Annotated in this window: 20 protein-coding genes; 13 read left to right on the forward strand and 7 right to left on the reverse strand. The window is 69.6% G+C overall.

Annotation, left to right across the window (positions count from 1 at the left end):
- The first annotated feature begins 47 nt into the window (after positions 1–47).
- The 4 genes from glgA (at position 48) to KUG38_RS09255 (ending at position 4207) form a co-directional block, all read left to right on the forward strand.
- Positions 48–1592, forward strand: a complete 1545-nt coding sequence (glgA, locus tag KUG38_RS09240) for a glycogen synthase GlgA (protein WP_216920807.1) — start codon at positions 48–50, stop codon at positions 1590–1592.
- 24 nt (positions 1593–1616) lie between these two features.
- The gene (locus KUG38_RS09245; RefSeq protein WP_216920808.1) at positions 1617–2357 is read left to right on the forward strand and encodes a hypothetical protein; all 741 of its coding nucleotides are present in this window, start codon (positions 1617–1619) and stop codon (positions 2355–2357) included.
- Positions 2357–3778 (forward strand): UDP-N-acetylmuramoyl-tripeptide--D-alanyl-D-alanine ligase, encoded by a 1422-nt coding sequence (locus KUG38_RS09250; RefSeq protein ID WP_216920809.1) that lies wholly within the window; start codon positions 2357–2359, stop codon positions 3776–3778. Before KUG38_RS09245 ends, KUG38_RS09250 begins: the two co-directional genes overlap by 1 nt.
- A 63-nt stretch (positions 3779–3841) precedes the next feature.
- On the forward strand, positions 3842–4207 hold the full coding sequence (locus KUG38_RS09255; protein ID WP_216920810.1) for a YbjQ family protein: 366 nt from the start codon (positions 3842–3844) through the stop codon (positions 4205–4207).
- Here KUG38_RS09255 and KUG38_RS09260 read toward each other — a convergent pair.
- Positions 4150–4560, reverse strand: coding sequence for a hypothetical protein (locus KUG38_RS09260; RefSeq protein ID WP_216920811.1), 411 nt, complete (start codon positions 4558–4560; stop codon positions 4150–4152). The genes KUG38_RS09255 and KUG38_RS09260 overlap by 58 nt on opposite strands.
- 90 nt (positions 4561–4650) lie before the next feature.
- Here KUG38_RS09260 and KUG38_RS09265 point away from each other — a divergent pair, with 90 nt between their 5' ends.
- The gene (locus KUG38_RS09265) at positions 4651–5634 is read left to right on the forward strand and encodes an META domain-containing protein (RefSeq protein ID WP_216920812.1); all 984 of its coding nucleotides are present in this window, start codon (positions 4651–4653) and stop codon (positions 5632–5634) included.
- Between the two features lie 22 nt (positions 5635–5656).
- On the opposite strand, the gene pyrC is transcribed toward KUG38_RS09265, so the two are convergent.
- A complete protein-coding gene (gene pyrC / locus KUG38_RS09270; RefSeq protein WP_216920814.1) occupies positions 5657–6745 on the reverse strand; it encodes a dihydroorotase in 1089 nt (362 codons plus the stop codon).
- Between the two features lie 2 nt (positions 6746–6747).
- Complete coding sequence (locus tag KUG38_RS09275) at positions 6748–7293, reverse strand: YqhA family protein (RefSeq protein WP_216920817.1); 546 nt, start codon at positions 7291–7293, stop codon at positions 6748–6750.
- A 252-nt stretch (positions 7294–7545) separates the two neighbouring features.
- Between KUG38_RS09275 and KUG38_RS09280 the strand changes: the two genes are divergently transcribed.
- Positions 7546–8358, forward strand: coding sequence for a nidogen-like domain-containing protein (locus KUG38_RS09280; RefSeq protein WP_216920818.1), 813 nt, complete (start codon positions 7546–7548; stop codon positions 8356–8358).
- Positions 8359–8472: 114 nt separating this feature from the next.
- Positions 8473–9402: a hypothetical protein gene (locus KUG38_RS09285; RefSeq protein WP_216920820.1), complete on the forward strand. Its 930-nt coding sequence runs from the start codon at positions 8473–8475 to the stop codon at positions 9400–9402.
- An 18-nt stretch (positions 9403–9420) separates the two neighbouring features.
- Here KUG38_RS09285 and KUG38_RS09290 read toward each other — a convergent pair whose 3' ends face one another.
- Both KUG38_RS09290 and def read right to left on the reverse strand, forming a co-directional pair.
- On the reverse strand, positions 9421–11055 hold the full coding sequence (locus KUG38_RS09290; RefSeq protein WP_286195846.1) for an NCS2 family permease: 1635 nt from the start codon (positions 11053–11055) through the stop codon (positions 9421–9423).
- Positions 11006–11500 carry a peptide deformylase gene (gene def, locus KUG38_RS09295; RefSeq protein ID WP_216920824.1) on the reverse strand — a complete coding sequence of 165 codons (495 nt, stop codon included), beginning with the start codon at positions 11498–11500 and terminating at the stop codon, positions 11006–11008. The genes KUG38_RS09290 and def overlap by 50 nt, the downstream gene beginning before the upstream one ends.
- A gap of 85 nt (positions 11501–11585) precedes the next feature.
- On the opposite strand from def, the gene KUG38_RS09300 reads away from it, so the two are divergent.
- The 4 genes from KUG38_RS09300 to KUG38_RS09315 are packed head-to-tail and all read left to right on the forward strand — an operon-like array spanning position 11586 to position 15183.
- Entirely contained in the window at positions 11586–12458 is an 873-nt protein-coding gene (locus KUG38_RS09300) for a formyl transferase (protein ID WP_216920826.1), read from the forward strand.
- Entirely contained in the window at positions 12455–13462 is a 1008-nt protein-coding gene (locus tag KUG38_RS09305) for a polysaccharide deacetylase family protein (RefSeq protein WP_216920827.1), read from the forward strand. Before KUG38_RS09300 ends, KUG38_RS09305 begins: the two co-directional genes overlap by 4 nt.
- 24 nt (positions 13463–13486) lie before the next feature.
- Positions 13487–14152: a DedA family protein gene (locus KUG38_RS09310; RefSeq protein ID WP_216920829.1), complete on the forward strand. Its 666-nt coding sequence runs from the start codon at positions 13487–13489 to the stop codon at positions 14150–14152.
- Entirely contained in the window at positions 14152–15183 is a 1032-nt protein-coding gene (locus KUG38_RS09315; RefSeq protein WP_216920831.1) for a DUF475 domain-containing protein, read from the forward strand. Before KUG38_RS09310 ends, KUG38_RS09315 begins: the two co-directional genes overlap by 1 nt.
- A gap of 22 nt (positions 15184–15205) precedes the next feature.
- On the opposite strand, the gene KUG38_RS09320 is transcribed toward KUG38_RS09315, so the two are convergent.
- Both KUG38_RS09320 and KUG38_RS09325 read right to left on the reverse strand, forming a co-directional pair.
- Positions 15206–17026: an SLC13 family permease gene (locus KUG38_RS09320; RefSeq protein ID WP_216920833.1), complete on the reverse strand. Its 1821-nt coding sequence runs from the start codon at positions 17024–17026 to the stop codon at positions 15206–15208.
- Positions 17027–17034: 8 nt separating this feature from the next.
- Positions 17035–18915, reverse strand: coding sequence for an APC family permease (locus tag KUG38_RS09325; RefSeq protein ID WP_216920834.1), 1881 nt, complete (start codon positions 18913–18915; stop codon positions 17035–17037).
- A gap of 104 nt (positions 18916–19019) precedes the next feature.
- Between KUG38_RS09325 and KUG38_RS09330 the strand changes: the two genes are divergently transcribed.
- Positions 19020–20189, forward strand: coding sequence for a cation:proton antiporter (locus KUG38_RS09330; RefSeq protein WP_216920836.1), 1170 nt, complete (start codon positions 19020–19022; stop codon positions 20187–20189).
- Between the two features lie 53 nt (positions 20190–20242).
- Positions 20243–23017 carry a cation-translocating P-type ATPase gene (locus tag KUG38_RS09335; protein WP_216920838.1) on the forward strand — a complete coding sequence of 925 codons (2775 nt, stop codon included), beginning with the start codon at positions 20243–20245 and terminating at the stop codon, positions 23015–23017.
- Positions 23018–23133 lie beyond the last annotated feature (116 nt).

Consider the following 23133-nt stretch of genomic DNA (forward strand, 5'->3'; position numbering starts at 1 on the left):
TCCGTGGCAGCCCGTAGAGTTCCAGGCGCACCAGCGATCGAGCACGGATGAGGGTTCTGTTTGCCGCTGCGGAGTGCGCTCCGATGATCAAGGTGGGGGGCATGGGCGACGTGGTCGGCTCCCTGCCACCGGCCCTGGCGGCATTGGGGCACGACGTCCGGATCATCATGCCGGGCTACGGAAAACTGTGGAGTCGGCTGGAGATTCCGGCCGAACCGATGTGGCGTGGCCACGCGATGGGCACCGATTTCGCCATCTACGAAACCCGCCACCCCACCAGCGGTCTGACCATCTATCTGGTGGGCCATCCGGTGTTCGATCCCGAGCGCATCTATGGCGGTGAAGATGAGGACTGGCGCTTCACCTTCTTTGCCAACGCCACTGCCGAATTCGCCTGGAACGGCGGCTGGAAGCCCCAGGTTCTCCATTGCCACGACTGGCACACGGGAATGATCCCGGTGTGGATGCATCAGGACCCGGAGATCAGCACGGTGTTCACCATCCACAACCTCCGCTACCAGGGCCCCTGGCGCTGGAAGCTGGACCGCATGACCTGGTGCCCCTGGTACATGCAGGGCGACCACACCATGGCGGCGGCCCTGCTCTACGCCGACCGGGTGAATGCGGTCTCGCCCACCTACGCGATGGAGATCCGCACGCCTGAATACGGCGAGCGCATCGACGGCCTGCTCAACTTCATCAGCGGCAAGCTGCGCGGCATCCTCAACGGCATCGACACCGAGGACTGGAATCCAGCCACCGACACCACCCTGCCGGCCCCCTTCTCCTCAGGCGACCTCAGCGGCCGCAGCGCCAGCAAGCGGCTGCTGCAGGAGCGGATGGGCCTGAACGTCAACCCCCGCTCCTACCTGATGGGGATGGTGAGCCGGCTGGTGGACCAGAAGGGTGTCGACCTGCTCCTGCAGGTCGCCGACCGGGTGCTGGCCTACAGCGACAGCCAATTCGTGGTGCTGGGCACCGGCGATCGGGGCTATGAGTCCGGTCTGTGGCAGATGGCGGCCCGCCACCCCGGCCGCTTCTCCGTGTTCCTCACCTATGACGACGCCCTGTCGCGGCTGATCTATGCCGGCAGCGACGCCTTCCTGATGCCGAGCCGCTTCGAGCCCTGCGGCATCAGCCAGATGCTGGCGATGCGCTACGGCTCGATCCCCGTGGTGCGCCGCGTCGGCGGCCTGGTGGACACCGTGCCCCCCAACGACCCCACCGCCGGCAGCGGCACCGGCTACGGCTTCGATCGCTACGAAGCCATCGACTTCTACACGACGATCGTGCGCTCCTGGGAGGCCTACCGCAACGAACCCAGCTGGCAGGAGCTGCAGCGGCGGGCCATGACCACCGACTTCAGCTGGAACCGCTCCGCCCTGGAGTACGACGCCATGTACCGGGAGGTGTGCGGGGTCAAGGAGCCCACCCCCGACGCGGCCCAGGTGGAGCGCTTCTCCCAGGGTCAGGGGGCGGATCCGAGCCTGCTGCACGACGACTCCAGGCCGGAGGGGTCCCCCAAGGAGCCGCCGCCGCCCCAGCGTCCCCGCAACCCCCTGGCCCTGCTGCGCCGCCGCAACGACTCCTGAGCCAGCTCCCCGTGTCCGGCGTCCATGGCTGATCCGGTTCCGCCACCCTCCGATCTGCCGGCGCCCTACGCGAGCCCCTGGGGTCGGCTCGCCCAGGCGCTGCTGGCCGTGCTGGCTTCCCTGCGCCTGAAGCTGCGAGAACTCTGGCGCCGCAATGGCGAGGGGGACCTGTCGGTGCCGGGCTTCTGGCCCCAGGGGCTGGCCCCCCTGTTCTGGCCGCTGCTGCTGGCGGCCCTGCTGGCCCTGCTCCTGGCCCTGGCGGGTCAGGCCCGGCGCGGGCTGTCCCAGCGTGGCGCCCGCCTGACCAGTGATGCCACGTCAGCCGTCGTGGCTCCAGCGCCAACGGCACCAGCGGCGTCCGTCTCGGCTCCAACCGCCTCCACACCCGCGCCTGTGGCCCCGCCGGTCGGGCCCGCGGCAGCGCCGCTGCCCAGCACCGCGACCGCGCCGGCGACCGACCCCGAGCCGCCGCCCGTCCTGGAGCTCGATCCCCTCCTGGCCCTGCTGGCAGAGGATGACCCGGAGCACCTGATCGCCTCGGCCCATCCGGAGCCCGCCGAAGGTCGCCTGGTGCTGACGATGGCACCGGCCTACGCCAGCCTCGCCCCGGCGAGCCGGGGACGCTGGGCGGAGCGCTGGCAGCAGCGTGCCCGGGGGCTGGGCTACGAGCGGCTGGAGCTGGTGGACGGCCAGCGGCGGCTGCTCGCCCGCGGCGCCCTGGTGGGGTCGGGCATGATCCTGCTCGACCCCGGGACTTCAGGTTGATGCTGCTGCCGTTCGAGCCGTTGTTCCAGCTCTTCGGCGAGCCCCTGGTGGCCCCCGGCAGCGCCGGCCCCGAGCCCATCCGTCGGGTCAGCACCGACAGCCGCGGCGATCTGACCGGCGCCCTGTTCGTGCCGCTGGTGGGGGAGCGCTTCGATGGTCACCGCTTCCTTGCCGATGCCTTCACCGCCGGGGCGGCGGCGGCCCTGGTGCAGCGGGACCGGCTGGATGGGGCGGCGCTGGCGGAGCTGGTGGCCGGCAGCGGCCGGCCCATCTGGCCCGTGGACGACACCCTGGAGGCCTACCAGCAGCTGGCCCGTCTCTGGCGGCGGCAGCTGGGGCTGCCGGTGGTGGCGGTGACCGGTTCGGCGGGCAAGACGACAACACGGGAGCTGATCCGGGCCGCCCTGACCCCGCTGGGGCCGGTGGTGGCCAGCAGCGGCAACGAGAACAACGACGTGGGAGCGCCGCTCACGATCCTGAAAGCGGACGCGGGCACGGCGGCCCTGGTGGTGGAGATGGGGATGCGGGGACTGGGGGAGATCGACCGTCTGACCCGCTGCACCGAGCCGGACGTGGCCGTGATCACCAACATCGGCACCGCCCACATCGGCCGGCTGGGCAGCCGGGAGGCGATCGGCCAGGCCAAGTGCGAAATCACCGCCGGACTCGGACCGGAAGGGGTGCTGGTGATTCCCGCCGGGGATCCGCTGCTGGAGCAGTCCCTGGCGCGGGTGTGGCGGGGCCGGGTGGTGCGCGTCGCCCTGGAGGACGAGGCGACGGGCTTCCCGGCGGGGCTGCCTGCGCCGGAGCTGGTGGGCCGGCTGGAGGGGTCTCGCCTGTGCCTCCTGGACGGCCCGAGCCTGGCCCTGCCGCTGGAGGGCCGCCACAACGCCCGCAACCTGCTTCTGGCGGTGGCCGTCGCCCGGGAACTGGGCGTGCCGGCAGCAGCCCTGGCCGACCTGGCGGTGGAACTGCCGGGCGGTCGCGCCCGACGCCTGCAGCTGGGGGGCGTGGAGCTGCTCGATGAGACCTACAACGCCTCTCCGGAGGCGGTTCTCGCCGCCCTGGAGCTGTTGGGGGCCCCGGATGGAGCCTGCGCAGGCCGCCGCTATGCGGTGCTGGGCACGATGCTCGAGCTGGGGGAGCGCAGCCTGGAGCTGCACCGCCAGGTGGCGGGACGGGCCCGGGCGCTGGGCCTCGACGGACTGGTGATCGTGGCCGCCGAGGCCGAGGCGCAGGAAATGCTCGCCGCCGCCGCCGGCTTGCCGCGGCTGGCGCGGGCGGCCACGCCGGAGGAGGCGGCCGCCGTGCTGCTCGACTGGCTCGAGCCTGGGGACCGGGTGCTGCTCAAGGCCAGCCGCGGGGTGGCCCTGGAGCGGGCGATTCCCGTCCTGGAAGCAGCCCTCGCCCCGGCCGCCTGAAGCACGCCGCTTGATGCGCGTTGCCGCGCCCAGCAGGATGGGGCAGCCGCCGACCGCTCTCCGATGGTCAAACCCGTGTTCGTGACCACCACCTTCACGATCGAGGGCTACACAATCACCGCCTACCGGGGCCTGGTGCGCGGCATCGTCGTGCGCTCCCCCACCCTGGTGCAGGGCTTCCTGGGCGGGCTCAAGCAGATCGTGGGCGGCCGCATCGGCGCCTACACCGAGATGTGCGAGCAGGCCCGGGAGCAGGCCTACGAGCAGATGATCCAGCACGCCCGGGCCCTGGGGGCCAATGCCATCGTCGGCACCCGCTACGACGGCTCGGAGGTGCAGGGCGGCACCGCCGCCGCCACCGAAGTGCTCTGCTACGGCACCGCCGTGGTGGTGGAGCCCCTGCCCAGCAGCAGCGGTAGCAGCGCGTAGAGAAGCAGCAGGGCCAGATACACGGCGCCGGAGACAGGGTCGCGGCCGATGAGCACGTCCTGCAGGGGGCGCTGCTGCAGGAACAGCCCCACCGCCAGCTCCGCCGCCACCATGAACACCAGGGCGAGGACCCCGGCCGCCGCCCGGGTGAGGGGGCTTCGGCCGGGGAGCTGCCGCCGCACCACCAGCCGGGCGGCCAGCACCATCGCCAGGGCCATCCACGGCATCTCCAGCAGTTCGGCGAGGCGCTGCCCCAGCCGCGGCACCAGCAACGTCACCCGCACCGCCCCCAGCACGAAGCCGGTGCCGAAGACCAGGGCGAAGTAGGTGGCGGCGGCGCGGAGAAGGCCCATGGCAGCGACAGGGCGGCACGCCCATGCTCGTACGTTTGCCGCCACTCCGGCGTCCGTGTCCGATTGTGGAGAGCCCGCCGGAGACGCCCGATGCCTTTCCCAGCCAGCTCGATCCGGCTCCTGGCGGCTTGGAGCGGGGGCGCCGTGGCCGCGGCTTCGCTCCTGGCGGGGGCGGCGCTACCCCTGCACGCAGCCCCCCAGAACCCGCCGCTACAGGGGACCAGCTGGCAGCTGGTGGGGATCCAGTCGATGGATGACGCCCAGGGCCTGAAGCGCCCGCAGGACGCCTCCCGCTACACCCTCTCGCTCCAGGCCGATGGCCGGGCGGTCCTGCAGCTCGACTGCAACCGCGCCACGGGCAGCTGGCAGGTGGAGCCCAGCACCGACCCAGGCAACGGCGGCTTCCGCTTCGGGCCCCTGGCCAGTACCAAGGCCCTGTGCCCGGCGCCCAGCCTGGGGGAACCCCTGGCCCGCCAGCTTCCCTATGTGCGGGGCTACCTGCTGCGGGACGGCCGGCTCAACCTGAGCCTGCTGGCCGATGGCGGCATCCTCATCTGGGAACCCCGCGCCGCCGCCGGGCCCGGCTACAGCAACCGGCCCGACCCGGCGCTGGAGACGGCGATCATGGCGGCCTCCCCCGACCTGCGCCGCCCCCTGGGAAGCGCCGCCGGGGGCATGGGTCGGGTCAGCTACGTGTACGGCCGCACCGACCTCGATGGGGATGGCCGTCAGGACGTGCTCGTCTACCTGATGGGTCCCTACGTCTGCGGCACCGGTGGCTGCACGCTCCAGGTGTTCCGCCAGGAAGCCCGGGGCTACCGCCTCATCACCAGCTTCCCCACCAGCCGGCTGCCGGTCATCGTCCCGGAGGCGCGCCGCAACCGCTGGCGCGATCTCTGGCGGCTGCAGTCCGGCGGCGGCGCACCTGCCACCTGGGTGCGCGAGGTGTTCGACGGCCGGGGCTACCGCAGCAAGGAGCGCATCCCGGCGGCCGGCCGACAACCGGCGGGCACCGCCGTGCTGAGCGGCGTTCCCTCCCTGGCGGACGGGGCGCCGTTGGCACCGCGCCCCTGATCCATCCCGGCGGGGCTGGCGCTCAGTCGTCGTCGGCCAGCCGCCACGGCAGCACCTGGCCGGCATGGAAGGGCACCAGCGTGGTGGCGTCCCCATTGGCGGCGTTGCCGTGCAGACGCAGCGGCACCGTGTGGGGCTCCCGCACCAGGGTGATGTGGCCCTCGTTCAGGGGCAGCCCGTAGAAGGCGGGCCCATGCAGGCTGGCGAAGGCCTCGAGGCGATCCAGGGCCCCCTCCTGCTCGAACACTGCCGCGTAGCTCTCCAGGGCGAAGGGGGCGTTGTAGATGCCGGCGCAGCCACAGGCGCTTTCCTTGGCCGAGCGGGGGTGGGGGGCCGAATCGGTGCCCAGGAAGAAGCAGGACTCCCCCGAGGTGGCCGCCTCGCGCAGGGCCAGACGATGGCGTTCGCGCTTGGCCACCGGCAGGCAGTAGAAGTCCGGCCGCAGTCCGCCCTGGAACATGGCGTTGCGATTGATGTGCAGGTGATGGGGGGTGATGGTGGCGGCCAGGTTGGCGCCCCCCTGGCGCACGAAGGCGACGGACTCCGCCGTGGTGATGTGCTCCAGCACCACCTTCAGGCCCGGATGGCGCTGCAGCAGCGGCGCCAGGTGGCGCTCGATGAACACGGCTTCGCGATCGAAGATGTCGATCTCGGCGTCGGTCACCTCGCCGTGGATGAGCAGGGGCATGCCGATGCGCTCCATCGTGGCCAGCACCGCCTCGATCCGGGCCAGGTCGGTGACGCCGGCGGCGGCGTTGGTGGTGGCATGGGCCGGGTAGAGCTTGCAGGCGGTGAACACCCCCTCGCGGTGGCCGCGCTCGATCTCGAGCGGATCGATCGTGTCGGTGAGGTAGGCGGTGAGCAGGGGCGTGAAGCGGCTGCCATCCGGCAGGGCCGCCCGGATCCGGGCGCCGTAGGCCGCGGCGGCCGCCACCGTGGTGATCGGCGGGCTGAGGTTGGGCATCACGATCGCTCGGGCGAAGCTGCGGGCCGTGGCCGGGGCCACCGCCTGCAGCAGGGCCCCATCACGCAGGTGCACGTGCCAGTCGTCGGGACGGCGCAGGCGCAGGAGCTGGGGGACTGCGTCCGACTGCGGCGAAGATAGTCCCATGCTCAGGGCAGCGAACGGTTGACGTTGGCCGTCACCAGATAGCCGCTCAGGGCCAGCAGCAGCACGCTCAGGCAGAAGAAGGCAAGGGAGGGGCCGTCCTTGATCGGCAGGGTGAGCATCGCCTTGAAGGCGGACACGATCAGAGCCACAACCAGCACTTTGACCAGCTTCTCCTTCAGCTGGTCAAGGCTGCGGATGTCCAGCAGGCCGCCGCCGCCCTGGTCATGCTCCCGGGCCGCCTCGATCGGGGAGATCAGCAGTTCATAGACCCCGTAGCCAAAGATCAGCAGGGCGATGCCGATCAGGTAGAGATCGATGCCTGAGACGATCGCCCCCAGCAGCTCAGCCACGAATTTCTTGTCGAGCTGGTCCACCTTGCCGAAGGCGGCGAGCGCCTTGCAGATCTCGAGCGTGCCCAGCACGAAAGACACCACCGTGCTGACCAGGCTCATGATCACCGGCAGGATGGCGATCAGGCGCAGGCGCCACAGCACCCGCTCAAAGCGATGCTCGTACCGCTTGAAGCGACCCTTCCCGGAACCCGTCATGCCGAGAAGGCCTTCTGGGAGCCCACCATAAGAAGGGAGGGTGGTGCAAGGCCTTCGGCACGGTGACCGGCCCCTGGCTGGTGGCTGAGGGCACAGAGCCCCCTCACCACAACTGTTCGCTGCGGACTACTTAGCATAACGTTGCAGGACTAATGATTACTTTATCAATAGTGATGGTAGCTTCACCGGAAGATCCACCATTTTCTAATGAAACCCTCAAAGATTCTCCACCCTTTACTTGGGCTGGCCTTAGTGGGCTCCGGCCTCGCCCTGTTGGTGGTCCCGGCCCAAGCCGCCCCCCTGTTGAGCGGCTTTGGCGGTCCGAAGGGTTTCGGGACCAATTCGGTCTTCAGGAATGACGACCAAGGCGTTGGCCCCATCGCCCTGCCGTTTGCCATCAACTTCTACGGCACGACCTACAACAACTACTACGCCAATACCAACGGGAACATAACCTTCCAGTCCGTTTTCGGAACATTCACACCGTCCTTCTTCCCCGGTGCCCCCCAGCCCATCATCGCCCCATGGTGGGCCGATGTGGACACAAGAAACCCCAGTTCCGGGGATGAGGGGCTGGTCTGGTACACCAATCCCGATGCCAACACCACGGTTGTGACCTGGAACAACGTTGGTGTCTACAACCAGCTGAGACCGCCGACCAACAATTTTCAGCTGGTGCTGCGCAATCTTGAGCCCACCACTGGAACCGCTGGCGATTTCTCCTTCGAGTTCCGCTACGACGATCTCAACTGGACGACGGGGCAAGCCAGCGGTGGCAACAGCCAGGGTCTGGGAGGCACACCGGCCTTGGCCGGGTTTGATGCGGGCAACGGCACGGACTTCTACACGATTCCTGGCTCCAAGACAGCTGACGTCCTGAATCTGGTCAACACCAGCAACGTCGGTGAGGCCGGTGTGTGGCGCTTCAATGTCTCCAGCGGCGAAGTGGTTGTGGTGCCGCCAACTGGCACGTCATCCGTCCCAGGCCCGCTGCCCCTGCTGGGGGTCGGCGCCACCTTCGCCTGGAGCCGCAGGCTCAGGAAGAAGATCTCCGCTTCGGCTTGACTCCAGCGAATCTCCCCAGAGAGATCGCGGCTGAATCCTGCCCTACCCAAGCCCTGCATTACCGCAGGGCTTTTTTTATTCGAACGTTGATGGTTCTCCTGGTTCGTTGAGACGATGACCTCTGATCGAGCGATGACCTCAAACTTAGGCTTCAAGCTTTCGTTCATCTCCCTGGCCCTGTTCCTGGCCTATGGAGCCGTTGTGCTCACAGGCATCCTGCCGATTTCCCTACTCGATGCGAACTGGCAGTTGCGGTTGTGTTCGGTGCTTGTGGAGAACGCGGCCCTTCCCCTGGTCGGGATGGCCATCACCCATCTGGCGATGCATCTGGACGGGTCCAACCTTTCGTTGCGCGCCTACCACGGCTTCATCTCCAGATGGGCCTTGGTTGTGGCCCTGGGCTTCCTGCTGCTCGTGCCCCTGCAGGTCGTCTCTTCCTGGCGCCTTTATGCCGCCAACATTCAAGGCCAGAGTGGCAATGAGCAGTCCGTCGTGAGCCAGCGGTTCGAGGGCATGCGCCTTGCCATCACGGGGGCGTCCAGTCCGGCTGATCTGAAGTCCCGGCTCCAAGCGGCGGGCGGGCCGAGCCTTTCGGAGGCCAATCTCGCCACTTCACTTCCGGTGTTGCGGGCAAAACTCCTGGTTTCCCTGGAGCAGGCAAAACGCAACGCAATGGAGCAGTTCGGCAGAGCCAAGCCTTCCATCCTGTGGAGTCTGTTGCAACGCTGTTTTCATGTGACCATCTCCACCCTGGGCTTCAGCCTTGCGTTTGCGGCCTCGGCCCAGCGACCGGACAGTGAACTCACCGTGCTACAGGAATGGAGTCGCCTCCGCAAGCGGAAGAGTCAACACGATGCCACCCGTAGCGCAGAAAAACAACGCAAGAGCCTCTTGGCCAGAGTCGAGGCCTGGCAGGCCAAACGCGCCTATCACAGCAAACTCAGGTCGTCCCGCCGTGCCTCTCAAAAGCAGATGGCCAAACTGAAGAAGAAAACTCACAGCAAAGAGATTCTCAAGGACAACAACCAGAACAAGGACTCCTGATTCGTTGTCCTTGAATGGTCAGGTGGGTCCTTGCCGTCGCCCCAGCAGAAACACCACCGCCATCGCCAGATAACCCAGGGCCCAGGGGGTGCCGCTGCCCCAGCCGGGGTCCAGCACCGTGTCGGCCAGGGTGAAACTCCAGGCGTGGATCAGCCCCAACCAGGAGGCGGCCGCCGCCACCAGGGCGCAGAGGGCGGCGGCGCGGAAGCGCTGCTCGATCACATAGACGAGCATCGCCGCCAGCAGCATCGCCGCCAGGATCTGGCCCTGCTCCAGGGCGAAGGCACCGGCGGCCCACACATCCGCCTGCTGCAGCGGCAACAGCAACTGGGGACCGAAGGGGTTGGCCGGGGTGCCGCTGCCCCCGGCCCGCAGCCCCGCCTTCAGCATCAGGGATCCCCAACCCGCCAGGCCGGGCAGCAGGCCGAGGGCCACGGCGGGGGCATGGGAGGGGGGTGTGGCCTGGAAGGCCTGGGCCGCCATCACCAGGGCGATGTAGAGCACGATCGCCATGCCGGCCTCGATCGGCACCAGCTGGCCCACCACGCCGAACAGCCCCAGCAGGCAGCCCAGGCCCATCACCAGGCCGTTGAGCCAGGAGTAGCCGATGCGGGCGCCCATCCCCTTCCAGCCGGGGTGGCCGATGTAGATGGTGGTGGGGAAGCAGGAGCCGAGTGCTGCCGCCGCGATCGTGCCGATGCCGTTGATCAGCAGGGAGCTCTTCACCGGGTAGGCGTCACCGGCCGCCTCGGCGCTCTCCAGGTTCTGCAGGGAACCCAGCAGGTTGAACAGACCCATGGGCACCGTCACCCCCAGCCAGGGGACCAGGGCGTCACGACCCTCCCAGAGGGCGCCGAGGCGGGGCACGGGCAGATGCAGACCCACCTGAGCGACGTTGGCCTGCCAGGTGGGCCCATCCAGCCGCAGCAGGCCCGTGGCCGCGGCCAGCACGATGCCCACCAGCACCGCCAGCACGCCACCCGGCAGGGGCAGCCGGGCCTGGCCGAAATAGGCCAGCAGGATCACCGCCAGCACGGCCAGCCCCACCACCGGGACGGCATAGGTGCGCAGCAGGAAACCCAGCCCGATGTAGCCGAGGGCGATGCCGGCCAGGGTGGAGAGCAGGGCCGCCCGGGGCAGCCAGCGGCGCAGGGGGGCCACCAGGAAGGCGCCCCCCGCCTCGATCAGCCCCGACCCCAGGCAGGCCAGCAGCCCGGCGCGCCAGGAGAGCAGCGAAGCGGCCTGGGGATCCAGGCCCTGGCCGGTGGCCGCCAGCTTCACCGGCAGCATCACCAGGAACACGTAGGCGAACAGGCTGACCGTGTTGATGCCGTAGGGCAGGGCGGTGCGGTCGTCACGGCCCTCGCGCCGCCCCAGCCGGTGGGCCTGCACGGCGTAGGCCACGTTGCCCACCACCAGGCTGATGCCGGTGGCCGGCAGGATCGTGCCGAAGATCAGCTCATCGGGATACCCCAGCACGCCGCGACACAGGCCCAGGATCAGCAGGATCTGGATCAGGTTGTCGAGGCCGAGCCCGAGGAAGCCGTCCAGGTCGCCGCGCACCCACCAGCGGGGGGTCCGCGGCGGGACGGCAGCGGTGAGCTCAGCCACGGGGCAGCCCCGCCGGCACCCGGTCCGGAAACAGCACCCCATCGAGGTGGTCGCATTCGTGCTGCACCACCCGGGCGTGGAAGCCGTCCACCTCCCGCTCAATCGGTTGCCCCTGGCCGTCGAAGCCCCTGTAGCGCAGGCGGCGCCAGCGGGGCACCCGGGCGCGCCAGCCGGGCACGCTCAGGCAGCCCTCCCAGGCGTCGTCGTCCAGGTCGTCGCCCAGGGGTGTGAGCACGGGATTGATCAGCACCGTTTCCGGGATGGGGGGCGCCTCCGGGTAGCGGGGGTTGTGGGTGATGCCGAAGATCACCACCCGCAGGGGCACGCCGATCTGGGGGGCCGCCAGGCCGGCGCCATCGGCGGCGGCCATGGTGTCGCGCAGGTCGTCGAGCAGGGCCGACAGGGCGGAGTCGTCGAACCGTTCCACCGGCGCACTCACCTGGCGCAGGCGCGGATCGCCGATGGTGAGCACGTCACGGACGGCCATGGGCGCCTCAGGATCGGTCCCACTGTGCCGCCTTCCGGCCGCCCCGTCCGTACCATCCGCAGATGATGCTGCGATCGGCGGATCCATGGCCGTGAGCTCCCTGCGGGTGGCCGTGCTCTGTTGCGACGGCCTCTACCAGCGCCACCTGGTGCGGCGGGTGGCCGAGGAGTTCACCCTCGTGGGGGGGGTGCTGCAGGTGTCGCCGCCGGCCAGCCGCAGCACCCTCTCCCGGCTGGCCAAATACCGCCGCCCCCTGCGGCTGCTGCGCCAGCTGATCGCCCGGGTGCTGCTGCGGCCCCACGACCGCCGCGGCGCCGCCCTGCAGCGGCAGCTGTTCCACTACAACGGCGCCCCGCCCGAGCTGCCGGAAGGGGTGCCGGTGCTGGTCACCTCGGCCATCAACGAGCAGCGCACCGCCGATTTCCTGCGCCAGGTCGCCCCCGACATCGTCCTGGTGAACGGCACCCAGCTGCTGCGGGCACCGGTGCTGGAGCTGATCCCCACCCTCCGCCACGGCCTCATCAATCTGCACACCGGGCTGTCGCCCTACTCCCGCGGCGCCAACTGCAACCTCTACATGCTCATGGAGGGGCATCCGGAGCTGGTGGGCGTCACCGTGCACCACATCGATCCCGGCATCGACAGCGGCGACATCATCCTGTCGGCCCGGGTGCCGATGGAGCCCGACGACGACGTCGAGACCATTGACGTACGCAGCTTCCATGTGGGCATTGAGCTGCTGATCGAGGCGGCCCGGAGGCTCGAGGCCGGCACCGCCCCACGGGTGCCCCAGTGGGAGAAGGGCAAGCTGTTCCTCAGGCGCACCGGCTATGTCTACGAGCCCTGGCAGCGGCTGCTGGCCAACCGCCGCATCGACCGCGGCCTGGTGCGCGACTACCTGGCCGACCAGGCGAACCGGGACCGGAGCGCGCGGGTGGTGCGGGGGGAGCAGCCATGAGCCGCCTGGGGCGGGCGGCCAACCGGGCGGCGGACCTGCTGTTCCTGCCGCCCCTGGATCGCCTCTGGCGCCGGCGCCTGCGGGGCAAGGTGCTGTGTCTGCTCTACCACCGGGTGGAGGAGCCTGGCCGGGTGCCGTTCCTCGACCGCTTCGGGGTGCCGCCGATCCCCCCTGACGAGCTGGCTGCGGAACTGGGGTTCCTGCGGCGCCACGGCGCCCGCTTCCTCACCTACGCCGATCTGCGGGCGGGCCGCTTTCCCTCCGCTGAGGAGTTCGCAGTGATCGTCAGCTTCGATGACGGCCTGCGCTGCAACTACGAGGAAGGGATGGACGTCCTGCAGGCGCTGGGCATCCCCGCGGTGTTCTTCCAGTCCACCGGGATGCTCGCCGGCGGGGAACTGGTCTGGGAGCACGCCCTCTACTGGTACGGGGCCCACCCCACCTATGCGCCCCGGCTGGAGGAGCTGGCCCGGCGCCGGCTGGGTCTGCCGGCCGACCTGGGGGGGGCGGCCCTGATCGCCCGGCTGCGGGATGCCACCCCCGTGGCCCGGGTCCGGGATCTGCTGGCGGAGCTGGCCGAGCGCTGGGGCACGGCCGGCGAGCTGGTGGCGGCAGCCGTTGGCCTTTACCCCAGCGAGGCCCACCTGCGCCGGGCCCGGGACGCCGGCCACGAGATCGGCAGCCACGGCCACCACCATGTCCCCCGCTGCAATATCAGCCCGGCGGCGTTCGAGCAGGAACTGGTCCGATCCAGCGCCGTGCTCGGCGGGGTCCTGGGGGAAGCGCCCCGGTCGTTCTCCTATCCCTTCAACAGCCACCTGCCCGGCGACGACCAGATCTGCGGCCGCCACTTCCTCCAGGTGGCCACCGTCGATGGGGCCCTGCTCACCCCCGCCACCCCGGCCCTGGCCCTGCCCCGCTTCACCTGGCCGGGCCCCCACGCCAACCCCCTGCGCCGCCGCCGCTGGCTCTGGACCGGAACGCTGGCCTGGCCAGGGAGATAGGGTCTGAAGACCTTCCACGTTGCGATGGCCTGGCCCCTGGCCTTCTTCGACGGGACCATCAGCACCACCGCCCTGGAGTCCCTGCTCCAGCACTGGGGCTACTGGGTGGTGTTCGGCGCCATGCTGCTGGAGAACGCCGGCCTGCCCCTGCCCGGGGAGACCGTCACCCTGCTTGGCGGCTATGCCGCCGGCAGCGGCCATCTCAATGTCTTCGGCGTGATGGCGGCGGCGGCCGGCGGCGCGATCCTGGGGGACAACCTCGGCTACTGGGTGGGCCGCCGTGCCGGCTGGGGCCTGGTGCTGCGGGTCGGGCGCCTGCTGCGCCGCTCCCCCGAGCAGATGGAGTCCCTGCGGACCAGCTTCCTGCGCCATGCCGGCAAGTCGGTGCTGATCGGCAGATTCGTGGCGGTGCTGCGGGTGCTGGCCGGCCCCCTGGCCGGGGCCGTGCACATGCCCTACCGCCGCTTCGTGCTGTTCAACTGCCTCGGAGCGGTGCTCTGGGCGGGCACGATGGTGAGCCTGGCCTGGCTCGGTGGGCGCTGGATCCCCTTCGAGCGCATGGTGGGGGGGGTGGTGCAGTTCGGCCTCGGGGCCCTGGTGCTGGTGGTGGTGCTGCTGGCGATTCCGATGCTGATCTCCCGGTTTGAAGAGCGTCAGCTGGACGATGGGGCCGAAGAGAGCTCCCCTTGATGCGATATCTGCGCTATCTGCTGGTGCCCCTGGCCTGCTGCGCCGGGGGGCTGGCGATTGTGCTTGGCCTGCATGGCCTCGAGGCGGCCTGGATCACCCTGGTGCTGCTGCTGCTGGAGATCTCCCTCTCCTTCGACAACGCGGTGGTGAACGCCCGGGTGCTCGATCGGCTGACGCCCGGCCAGCAGCGCTTCTTCCTCACCTGGGGTCTGGTGATTCCTGTCTTCGGCGTGCGCTTTGCGGGCCCCCTGGTGATGGTCTCCCTGGCCGGTGGCGTCGGCATGGGCACCGCCCTCGATGCGGCATTGCACCACCCGGAGCGCTACCGGGACCTGCTGGAGCTGGCCGAGCCCAGGATCCTCGCCTTCGGTGGCCTGTTCCTGCTGATGGTGTTCCTGCGTTACTTCTTCGATGAGGCCAAAACGCTCCACTGGGTCCGTCCCCTGGAGCGCCGCCTCAGCGCCGCCGGCCGGGTGGAAGCCCTGGAGGTGGCCCTGGCCCTCATCCTGCTGCTGCTGCTCGTTGCCGCCCTGCCGGAGCGCCTGCGGGCCGAGGTGATGATCAGCGGCGTGATCGGTCTGGTGCTGCAGCTGCTGAGCACCTCCCTGGCCGAGGCCTTCGGCGATGAGGAGCAGGCGGGGTTGCGGCTGGCGGCCGGGGGTGGGCTGGCCAGCCTGCTCTACCTGGAACTGCTGGATGCCTCCTTCAGCCTCGACGGCACCATCGGCGCCTTCGCCATCACCCAGAACCTGGGCCTGATCATCACCGGCCTGGGCCTCGGGGCCCTCTTCATCCGCTCCCTCACCCTGATGCTCAGCCGGGAGAAGGCGCTCGATCAGCTGGTGTTCCTGGAGCATGGCGCCCACTACGCCATCGGCGCCCTGGGGGTGCTGATGCTGGCCGGGATCGTCCTGAAGCAGCACGATCTCCATCTGCCCGAATGGGTCACGGGCCTGATCGGCATCGTGCTGCTGCTGCTCTCCCTCGGCGATTCACTGCGGCAACGGGGAGGCCTGAGGCGCACGCCCTGAACCCGACCGGTGCCTGCGGGGCCTACAGGCCGAAGTGCCGACAGATCAGCCAGGGCACCACCAGGGCCAGGGTGATCGTGAGTGGTGCCCCGTAGCGGGCCATGTCCAGGAAGCGATACCGACCGGGGCCGAACACCATCAGGTTGGTCTGGTAGCCGATCGGGGTGAGGAAGCTCTGGCTGGCGGCGAAGGTGATGGCGAAGATGAAGGCCATGGGCGGCAACGCCAGCCCCTTGGCCAGCTCGGTGGCGATCGGGATCAGCAGCACCACGGTGGTGCCGTTGCTGAGGGCCTCGGTGAAGAGCTGTCCCAGCACGAACACCACCAGCAGCACCCCGTAGGCCGGCCAGCCCTTGAGGGAGCGCAGCAGATCGGTGGCCAGGGCCTCCGCCAGGCCGGTCTTCTGCATCGCCACGCTGAAGCAGGAAAGGGAGCCCAGCAGCAGGATCACGTCCCAGCGGATCGAACGCAGCAGCTCACCGGAACGCAGGCAGCCCGTGGCCACCATCGCCACCATGGCGAGCAGCACCGCGGCCATCAACGGCAGCAGTTTGAGCATCGGCAGCAGGATCATCAGCCCCGCGATCACCATGCCGATGAGCTTGCGATCGGTGGTGGGCAGGTCCTTCTCGAGCTCGTCGAGCAGCACCAGGTCGTTGTTGGCCTGCAGGCCGCGGATGGCATCCACGGGGGCCTGGAGCAGCAGCACATCGCCGGCCTGGAGCACCACCCGGCCCAGCAGCTCGCGCAGCACCTGGTTGCCGCGCCGCACCGCCAGCAGGGTGGCGTTGTAGCGCTGGCGAAAGCGCATGTCCCGCACGCTGGCCCCGGCCAGGGTGGAACCGTTGGGCAGCAGCACTTCCACCACCCGCTGGGGGGAGGTGGTCTCACCGGAGAGCTCGCGCAGATCCTCCTCCTGCTCGCCGATCGGGGCAAGGGTGACGGTGTGCTCCTGCTGGAGACGCAGCAGGTTGTCCCGGTTGCAGCGCAGCAGCAGCCGGTCGCCGGCCTGCAGGGGCAGGTCGGCCAGGGGGGCGCTGAAGCTCTCCTGGCCCCGGTGCAGCTCGAGCACGTCCACGTCGAAGCGCCGCTGCAGGCGGCTGTTGTGCAGCGACTGGCCGATCAGCTCGGACTGGTCCGGGATCAGCACGTCGGTGAGATAGCCGTCGCGGGCGAGTCCGCCCAGCAGGTCCTCATCCCCCTGGCCGCGGTCGGGCAGCAGCCGGTCGGAGACCAGCACCATGTACAGCCCCCCCAGCAGCCACACGGGGATGCCGATGGCCGTGAAGCTGAACAGTTCCAGGGAGCCGAAACCCAGCTGGCGGCTCACATCACTGGCCAGCAGGTTGGTGGAGGTGCCGAGCAGGGAGATGGTGCCGCCCAGCACGGTGGCGAACGAGAGGGGCAGCAGCACCTTGGAAGGGGAGACGCCGCGGCGATGGCACCAGCCCTCGATCACCGGCAGCAGGGTGGCCACGATCGGGGTGTTGGGGATGAAGCCGGAGATGGGGGCCACCACCCCCACCATCAGGGCGATCATCCGCTTGGGGCTGCGGACCGCATCGGAACCGATCAGGGCCCGGAGCCGGTCGAGGCCACCGCTGCGGAACAGCCCGGCGGAGACGGCGAACAGGCCCATCAGGGTGATCAGGGCGGGGCTGCCGAAGCCCTGCACCGCCTCATCGGGCTTGAGCACCTTGAAACTGACCAGCAGGGCGGCCGCCAGCAGGCCGGTGACCTCCGGAGCCAGCCAGCCGGTGACGAACAGCACCATCGCCCCAGCGAACACCGCCAGGGTGATCAGGCCTTCCGGCGTGGCGGCGACCGCGAGGAACGCTTGCATCGGGCCGTTCAGAGGTAGAAGCCGACCGTAGTGACGACCCGGGTGCCGTGCTCGCGCAGGGCGCGCCGCAGGCGGATCGTCGACTGGTTATGCAACAGGTTCTCCCAGCGGTGGCGGGTGACGAACACCGGCAGCACCACCAGGCAGAAGGACAGACGACCCTTGTGGTGCTGGCGCTCAAAGCGGCCCACAAAATCGACCACCGGATCTACCAGGGAGCGATAGGGCGACTCCAGCACCTCCAGATGGACATCCGGCACCTGGCGGTTCCACTGCTGGCGGAAGGCCTCGGCACGGCCATCACCGAGATCCACATGCACGGCGACCAGGTCGCTGGCGACGCTGCGGGCAAAACAGAGGGCCTCGAAGGTGCCGCGGTGCAGCTGGCCCACCAGCACCACCGTGGGGGTGCCAGCTCCGTTCGGAGGCGAAGGCGGCAGTTTCAGTCGGACGTCGGAGCCCATCCGCAGGCGCTTCGACACATGGTTGTAGTGGGTGCGGATGCGCAGGTACATCGCCACCAGCAACGGAATGGCCACCACCACCACCCAGGCCCCGTGGGTGAATTTGCTGATCAGAAGGATCACCGCCACCACGGCGGTGATCGCTGCGCCGATGCCGTTGATCAGCGCCCGGGAGCGCCAGCCCCGATCCCGCAGCTTCCACCAATGCACCACCATCCCGGCCTGGGACAGGGTGAAGCTGATGAACACACCCACCGCATAGAGGGGGATCAGGCGGCTGACGCTGCCATCCACGATCACCAGCAACAGGGCCGCCATGGCGCTGAGGGCAAAGATGCCGTTGCTGAACACCAGCCGGTCGCCCAGGGAGCTGAGCTGACGGGGCAGAAAGCCGTCCTGGGCCAGGAAAGCCGCCAGCCGGGGGAAATCGGCATAGGCGGTGTTGGCGGCCAGCAGCAGGATCAGCAGCGTCGCCAGCTGCAGCACGAACAGCAGCGGCCCATCGCCGAAGATCCGCTCCCCCAGCTGGTACAGAAGCGTGGGCCCGTTCTCCTCCACCACCAGGCCGCTCTGGTGGGCCAGGGCGCTGATGCCGCTGAACATGCCCGCCAGCATCAGCACCATCACCACCAGGACGCGCCGCGCGTTGCGCCACTCCACCGGGCGGAAGGCGGAGACGCTGTCGCTGATGGCCTCGATGCCGGTGAGGGCGGCACAACCGGAGCTGAAGGCCCGCATCAGCAGCACCGGCCCGATCGCCTGCAGCCCCTGGCTGCCCTGGTGGGCGGCCTCCAGCAGCCGTTGCTGCTCCGCCAGGGGCAGGGGTGGCAGCAGGCCCAGTCCCGTCTTGAAGAACCCCGCCACCAGCAGGGTGACGACGGCGCCCATGAACAGATAGGTGGGCACACTCAGAAATCGGGCGCTGGAGCTCACGCCACGCAGGTTGGCCAGCATGACGAGCAGCACCGCCAACAGGCAGAGGGGGACCCGCTCGGGCTCCAGCAATGGGAAATAGGAGGTGAGGGCCGAGATGCCGGCGGCCACACTCACGGCCACCGTCAGCACGTAGTCGATCGAGAGGGAGGCGCCGGCCACCAGACCCGCCGTCTGGCCGAGGTTCTGCTGCGAGACCCGGTAGGAGCCGCCCCCGTGCGGATAGGCCTTGATCGTCTGCCGGTAGCTGCTGGCCACGATCAGCATCAGTCCCACGATCAGCACCGTGATCGGCAGGGTGAAAGGCAGGGCCGCCGCCCCACCCATCCCCAGCACCAGCACGATTTCCTGGGTGGCGTAGGCCACCGAGGAGAGGGCGTCGGAGCTGAGGATCGCCAGGGCCTCGGCGTTGCTGTAGCGCTCCTCGTGGTGGGCACTGGTGGGCAGGGGAGTGCCGATCAGCCGCCGTCGCAGGTTGTCAAGGATGAGCATGCAGCCGGGGCTCTTCCGCAGGATGGACTAGGACGCTAGGTCTGTTTCCGAATCCACCCAGCGTCGCCGAATCCCCAGATGGTTCGCCTGGGTTGATCAGAGCCATGGCTCACCCTTCCCTGCTCAGCACCCTCCTGATCCTGCTGATCGGCGTGCTGCTGGCACGCCTCTCGGAAGGCTGGATGGCACGCCTGGCCGTGCCGGCGATCATCCTGGAACTGGTCATGGGCTTCATCCTCGGCAACACCGTGGTGCCGTTCAAGGCCATGGCGCCCCTGAGCGGCCTGACGGAGCTGGGGGTGCTCACCCTGTTCTTCCAGGTGGGCCTGGAGGTGCGCGGCGACCTGCTCAGCTCCCGCCGGGCCGCGATCCTGCGCACGGTGGCGCTGAGCTTCTGCACGCCGCTGCTGGCCTTCTGGCCCCTCAGGACCCTGTTCGACCTGTCCATCCCCACCACCCTGCTGTGCCTGGCGGTGCTGAGTGCCACCGGCACGGGTGTGACCCTGCGGGTCCTCGCCCAGCGGGGTGCCATCCAGACCCCCTCGGGCCGGATGCTGGTGGGGGTGTCGGTCCTCGATGATCTGCCAGCCATCGCCCTGCTGGCGATCGCCACCGCCAGCGCCGGCCTGCGGTTGGGAACCCATGGCATCGGCTGGGGCGGGCCGCTGGTGGGCGTGCTGCTGGCGGGTCTGAGCTGGCTGGCGGTGTCCCACTGGGCCCGCCACCACAGCCGGCGGCCCACCAGCGCGCTGGCGATCCTGATGCTGCTGATCGGTTCGGCCTGGGTGGGGGAGGCCTGCGGCCTGACCAGCCTGCTCGGCGCCCTCTGGGGCGGGGTGCTGATGGCCCGGCTGGGGCCCGTGGAGGGGGAGGTGCAGCGGGTGCTGACCGTGCTCTCGGAGGTGTTCCTGCCCCTCTATTTCATCAGTGTGGGGATGCGGATCAGCGCCGGCACCCTGCTGCAGCCGGCGGCCTGGGGCCTGGCGGCGGTCCTGATCGTGATGGCCCTGCTCAGCAAGCTGGCCTGCGGCCTGGGCATCGACCGCCACGACCGGCGGGCGGGGGTCGACCGCTGGCTGGTGGTGTTCGGCCTGATCCCCCGGGGCCTGCCGGGGCTGGTGTTCGCCACCACGGCCCTGAATCAGGGCCTGATCGATGCCGTCCAGTTCTCGTCCCTGGTGCTGATGGTGACCGTCACCACGGTGGTGGGCCTGCTGCTGCTGGAGCGGCGGCTGGGTCGCATCACGTCCGCCCCGCCGGGCGCGCCTGGCTGACAAAAGCCATCGCTTCCTCTGACTAATGTTTGAGCGATTCGTTAACTGCCGCGTTGACCCCTTCCCCTGCCGCCAGCCCCTGGCACGCCCTGGCGCCTGAGGCCTGCCTGCAGGCGCTCGAGGCCAGCACCGAAGGGCTGAGCACGGCCCAGTGCGCCGAACGCCTGGCCAGGCTCGGGCCCAACCGGCTGGAGCTCAAGGCCGGGCGCAGCAACCTGCGCATCCTCTGGGACCAGTTCAGCAACGTGATGCTGATCATGCTGCTGGCGGTGGCGGCCGTGTCCGCCGGTGTGGCCTACGCCGCACAGCGGTTCCCCAAGGATGCGATCGCCATCGTGCTGATCGTGGGCCTCAACGCCCTGCTGGGCTACCTGCAGGAAAGCCGCGCCCAGCAGGCCCTGCAGGCCCTGCGCGACATGGCCCAGCCCCTGGTGACCGTGCGCCGGGACGGCATCTGGGAGCGTCTGCCGAGCGAGCAGCTAGTGCCCGGGGACCTGATCCGGGTGGAGGCGGGCGATCGGGTGCCCGCCGATGCCCGCCTGCTGGAGGTGGCCGAGCTCGGCCTGCGGGAGGCGGCCCTCACCGGCGAGGCCGAAGCGGTGAACAAGCTGGCCGTGCTGGTGCTCGAACCCACCACCCCAGTCCTGGAGCGCCAGAACTGCCTGTTCCAGGGCACCGAGGTGGTGCGGGGCCGCGGCCTGGCGGTGGTCACCGCCACGGGCATGCAGACCGAACTGGGCAAGATCGCCGAGATGATCAACACCGCGGGTGGCGAGACCACACCGCTGCAGGAACGGCTCGATGGCCTGGCCAACGTGCTGGTGGGCTCCGCCCTGGCCCTGGTGGCCGCGGTGGTGCTGCTGGGCTGGCTGCTGGGCCAGCGCCTGCTCGACCTGCTGGAGGTGGCCCTGTCGATGGCGGTGGCGATCGTGCCCGAGGGTCTGCCGGCCGTGATCACAGTGACACTGGCTATCGGCACCCAGCGGATGGTGCAGCGGGCCGCCCTGATCCGGCGTCTGCCGGCGGTGGAGGCCCTGGGCTCGGTCACGGTGATCTGCACCGACAAGACCGGCACCCTCACCCTCAACCGCCAGGTGGTGCAGGAGCTGCGCAGCGGCACCACGGCCCTGGCGGTGAGCGGCAACGGTTACGACCCCCACGGGGAGTTCCGCGCCACCGACCTGGCCCCACCAGCGGGTGCCGCGGGCGGCCTTGCCGCAGGTGGCCGGAATCTGCTGCTGCAGGCCGGTGTCCTCTGCAGCGACGCCGAACTCAAGCAGGAACCCGACGGGCGCTGGGAGATCCTCGGGGATCCCACCGAGGGGGCCCTGGTGGTGGCGGCCGCGAAGGCCGATCTCGATGGCTTCGCCCTGCGCAGTCACTACAAGCGGGAAGCGGAGATCCCCTTCAGCTCCGAACGCCAGCTGATGGCCGTCTGGGTCCAGGACCGCGAGGGGAGCCTGCAGGCCCCCCTGGGGGCCAGTGCCGCCGGTTCGGCCACCCTGATGATCAGCAAGGGGGCCCCCGAGGTGATTCTGAGCACCTGTGACCGCTGGCTCGACGGCTCCGGCGTGGCGGCCCTCAGCGACGACCAGCGCCAGTGGTGGCTGGAGCAGGCCAGGGACCTGGCCGCCTCCGGCCTGCGGGTGCTCGCCTTCGCCTGCGCGCCCCACCACCCCAGCCCCGAACAGGAACTGGAGCACCAGGTGCTGCTCGGGCTGATGGCCCAGCTGGATCCCGCCCGCCCCGAGGTGGCGCTGGCTGTTTCCCGCTGCCGCGAGGCCGGCATCCGGCCGGTGATGATCACCGGCGACCATCCCCTCACCGCCCGGGCCATCGGCGTCAACATCGGCCTGGTGGACGACAGTGCCGAGGTGGTGCTCGGCCGCCAGCTGGAGGAGGCCGATGCCGGCCAGCTGGCCGCGATCGTGGGCCGCTGCAACGTCTACGCCCGGGTGGCTCCGGAGCAGAAGCTGCGCATCGTCAAGGCCCTCCAGGGCCTGGGGCAGATCGTTGCCATGACCGGCGACGGCGTCAACGATGCCCCGGCCCTGAAGCAGGCCCACATCGGGGTGGCCATGGGCATCACCGGCACCGAGGTGAGCAAGGAGGCCTCCGACATGGTGCTCCTCGACGACAACTTCGCCACGATCGTCAACGCGGTGGAGCAGGGCCGCCTGGTGTACGCCAACATCCGCCGCTTCATCAAGTACATCCTCGGCAGCAACGTCGGCGAGCTGATCACCATCGCCTCGGCCCCGCTGCTGGGGCTGGTGGGGGTGCCGATGACCCCCATCCAGATCCTCTGGATGAACCTGGTCACCGACGGCGTCCCCGCCCTGGCCCTGGCCCTCGAGCCCGGCGAAGCCGGCCTGATGCAGCGCCCCCCAGCCGAACCGGGCGAGTCGATCTTCGCCCGCGGGATCGGCAGCTACATCCTGCGCATCGGCGTGGTGTTCGCCGCCATCACAATCACGATGATGGTGCTGGCCTACAGGTCCGGTGGGCCCGATGGTCCATGGAAGACGATGGTCTTCACAATGCTGTGCCTGGCCCAGATGGGCCACGCGCTGGCGTGCCGCAGCGACCGTCCCCTGGTGCAGGTGAACCCCTTCACCAACCCCTGGTTGCTGGGGGCGGTGGTGTTCACCACCCTGCTGCAGTTGTCGCTCCTCTACGTGCCGGTGCTGGCCAAATTCTTCGGCACCGTTCCCCTCTCGGCCCGCGACCTGGGCATCTGCGTGGGCTTCAGTCTGCTGTTCTTCCTCTACCTGGAGCTGGAGAAGGTGTGGCGGCTCTGGCGCCGCCGCCGCAGCGCCGACGCCTGAGCCCCGAACCGCCCCCGGCCGACTGATAACGAGTGCTTGGTGAACCCATAGGTCTTTCCTTCCTGGAAAGGCCACCGCCAGGCGCCTGGGATCTTAGTGTTCGCCACCACGCGGGC

Origin of the sequence: Synechococcus sp. CCAP 1479/9 (assembly GCF_019038535.1) — a bacterium.
Lineage (GTDB): Bacteria > Cyanobacteriota > Cyanobacteriia > PCC-6307 > Cyanobiaceae > Cyanobium.

What these genes read in the sequence shown, in the direction of transcription:
- def (WP_216920824.1), bottom strand. Translation starts at nt 11,500, where the DNA reads ATGGCCGTCCGTGACGTGCTCACCATCGGCGATCCGCGCCTGCGCCAG.
- KUG38_RS09255 (WP_216920810.1), top strand. Translation starts at nt 3,842, where the DNA reads ATGGTCAAACCCGTGTTCGTGACCACCACCTTCACGATCGAGGGCTAC.
- KUG38_RS09320 (WP_216920833.1), bottom strand. Translation starts at nt 17,026, where the DNA reads ATGCAAGCGTTCCTCGCGGTCGCCGCCACGCCGGAAGGCCTGATCACC.
- KUG38_RS09250 (WP_216920809.1), top strand. Translation starts at nt 2,357, where the DNA reads ATGCTGCTGCCGTTCGAGCCGTTGTTCCAGCTCTTCGGCGAGCCCCTG.
- KUG38_RS09275 (WP_216920817.1), bottom strand. Translation starts at nt 7,293, where the DNA reads ATGACGGGTTCCGGGAAGGGTCGCTTCAAGCGGTACGAGCATCGCTTT.
- KUG38_RS09325 (WP_216920834.1), bottom strand. Translation starts at nt 18,915, where the DNA reads ATGCTCATCCTTGACAACCTGCGACGGCGGCTGATCGGCACTCCCCTG.
- KUG38_RS09285 (WP_216920820.1), top strand. Translation starts at nt 8,473, where the DNA reads ATGACCTCTGATCGAGCGATGACCTCAAACTTAGGCTTCAAGCTTTCG.
- KUG38_RS09265 (WP_216920812.1), top strand. Translation starts at nt 4,651, where the DNA reads ATGCCTTTCCCAGCCAGCTCGATCCGGCTCCTGGCGGCTTGGAGCGGG.
- KUG38_RS09305 (WP_216920827.1), top strand. Translation starts at nt 12,455, where the DNA reads ATGAGCCGCCTGGGGCGGGCGGCCAACCGGGCGGCGGACCTGCTGTTC.
- KUG38_RS09290 (WP_286195846.1), bottom strand. Translation starts at nt 11,055, where the DNA reads ATGGGGTGCTGTTTCCGGACCGGGTGCCGGCGGGGCTGCCCCGTGGCT.
- KUG38_RS09310 (WP_216920829.1), top strand. Translation starts at nt 13,487, where the DNA reads ATGGCCTGGCCCCTGGCCTTCTTCGACGGGACCATCAGCACCACCGCC.
- pyrC (WP_216920814.1), bottom strand. Translation starts at nt 6,745, where the DNA reads ATGGGACTATCTTCGCCGCAGTCGGACGCAGTCCCCCAGCTCCTGCGC.
- glgA (WP_216920807.1), top strand. Translation starts at nt 48, where the DNA reads ATGAGGGTTCTGTTTGCCGCTGCGGAGTGCGCTCCGATGATCAAGGTG.
- KUG38_RS09330 (WP_216920836.1), top strand. Translation starts at nt 19,020, where the DNA reads ATGGCTCACCCTTCCCTGCTCAGCACCCTCCTGATCCTGCTGATCGGC.
- KUG38_RS09300 (WP_216920826.1), top strand. Translation starts at nt 11,586, where the DNA reads ATGGCCGTGAGCTCCCTGCGGGTGGCCGTGCTCTGTTGCGACGGCCTC.
- KUG38_RS09260 (WP_216920811.1), bottom strand. Translation starts at nt 4,560, where the DNA reads ATGGGCCTTCTCCGCGCCGCCGCCACCTACTTCGCCCTGGTCTTCGGC.
- KUG38_RS09245 (WP_216920808.1), top strand. Translation starts at nt 1,617, where the DNA reads ATGGCTGATCCGGTTCCGCCACCCTCCGATCTGCCGGCGCCCTACGCG.
- KUG38_RS09315 (WP_216920831.1), top strand. Translation starts at nt 14,152, where the DNA reads ATGCGATATCTGCGCTATCTGCTGGTGCCCCTGGCCTGCTGCGCCGGG.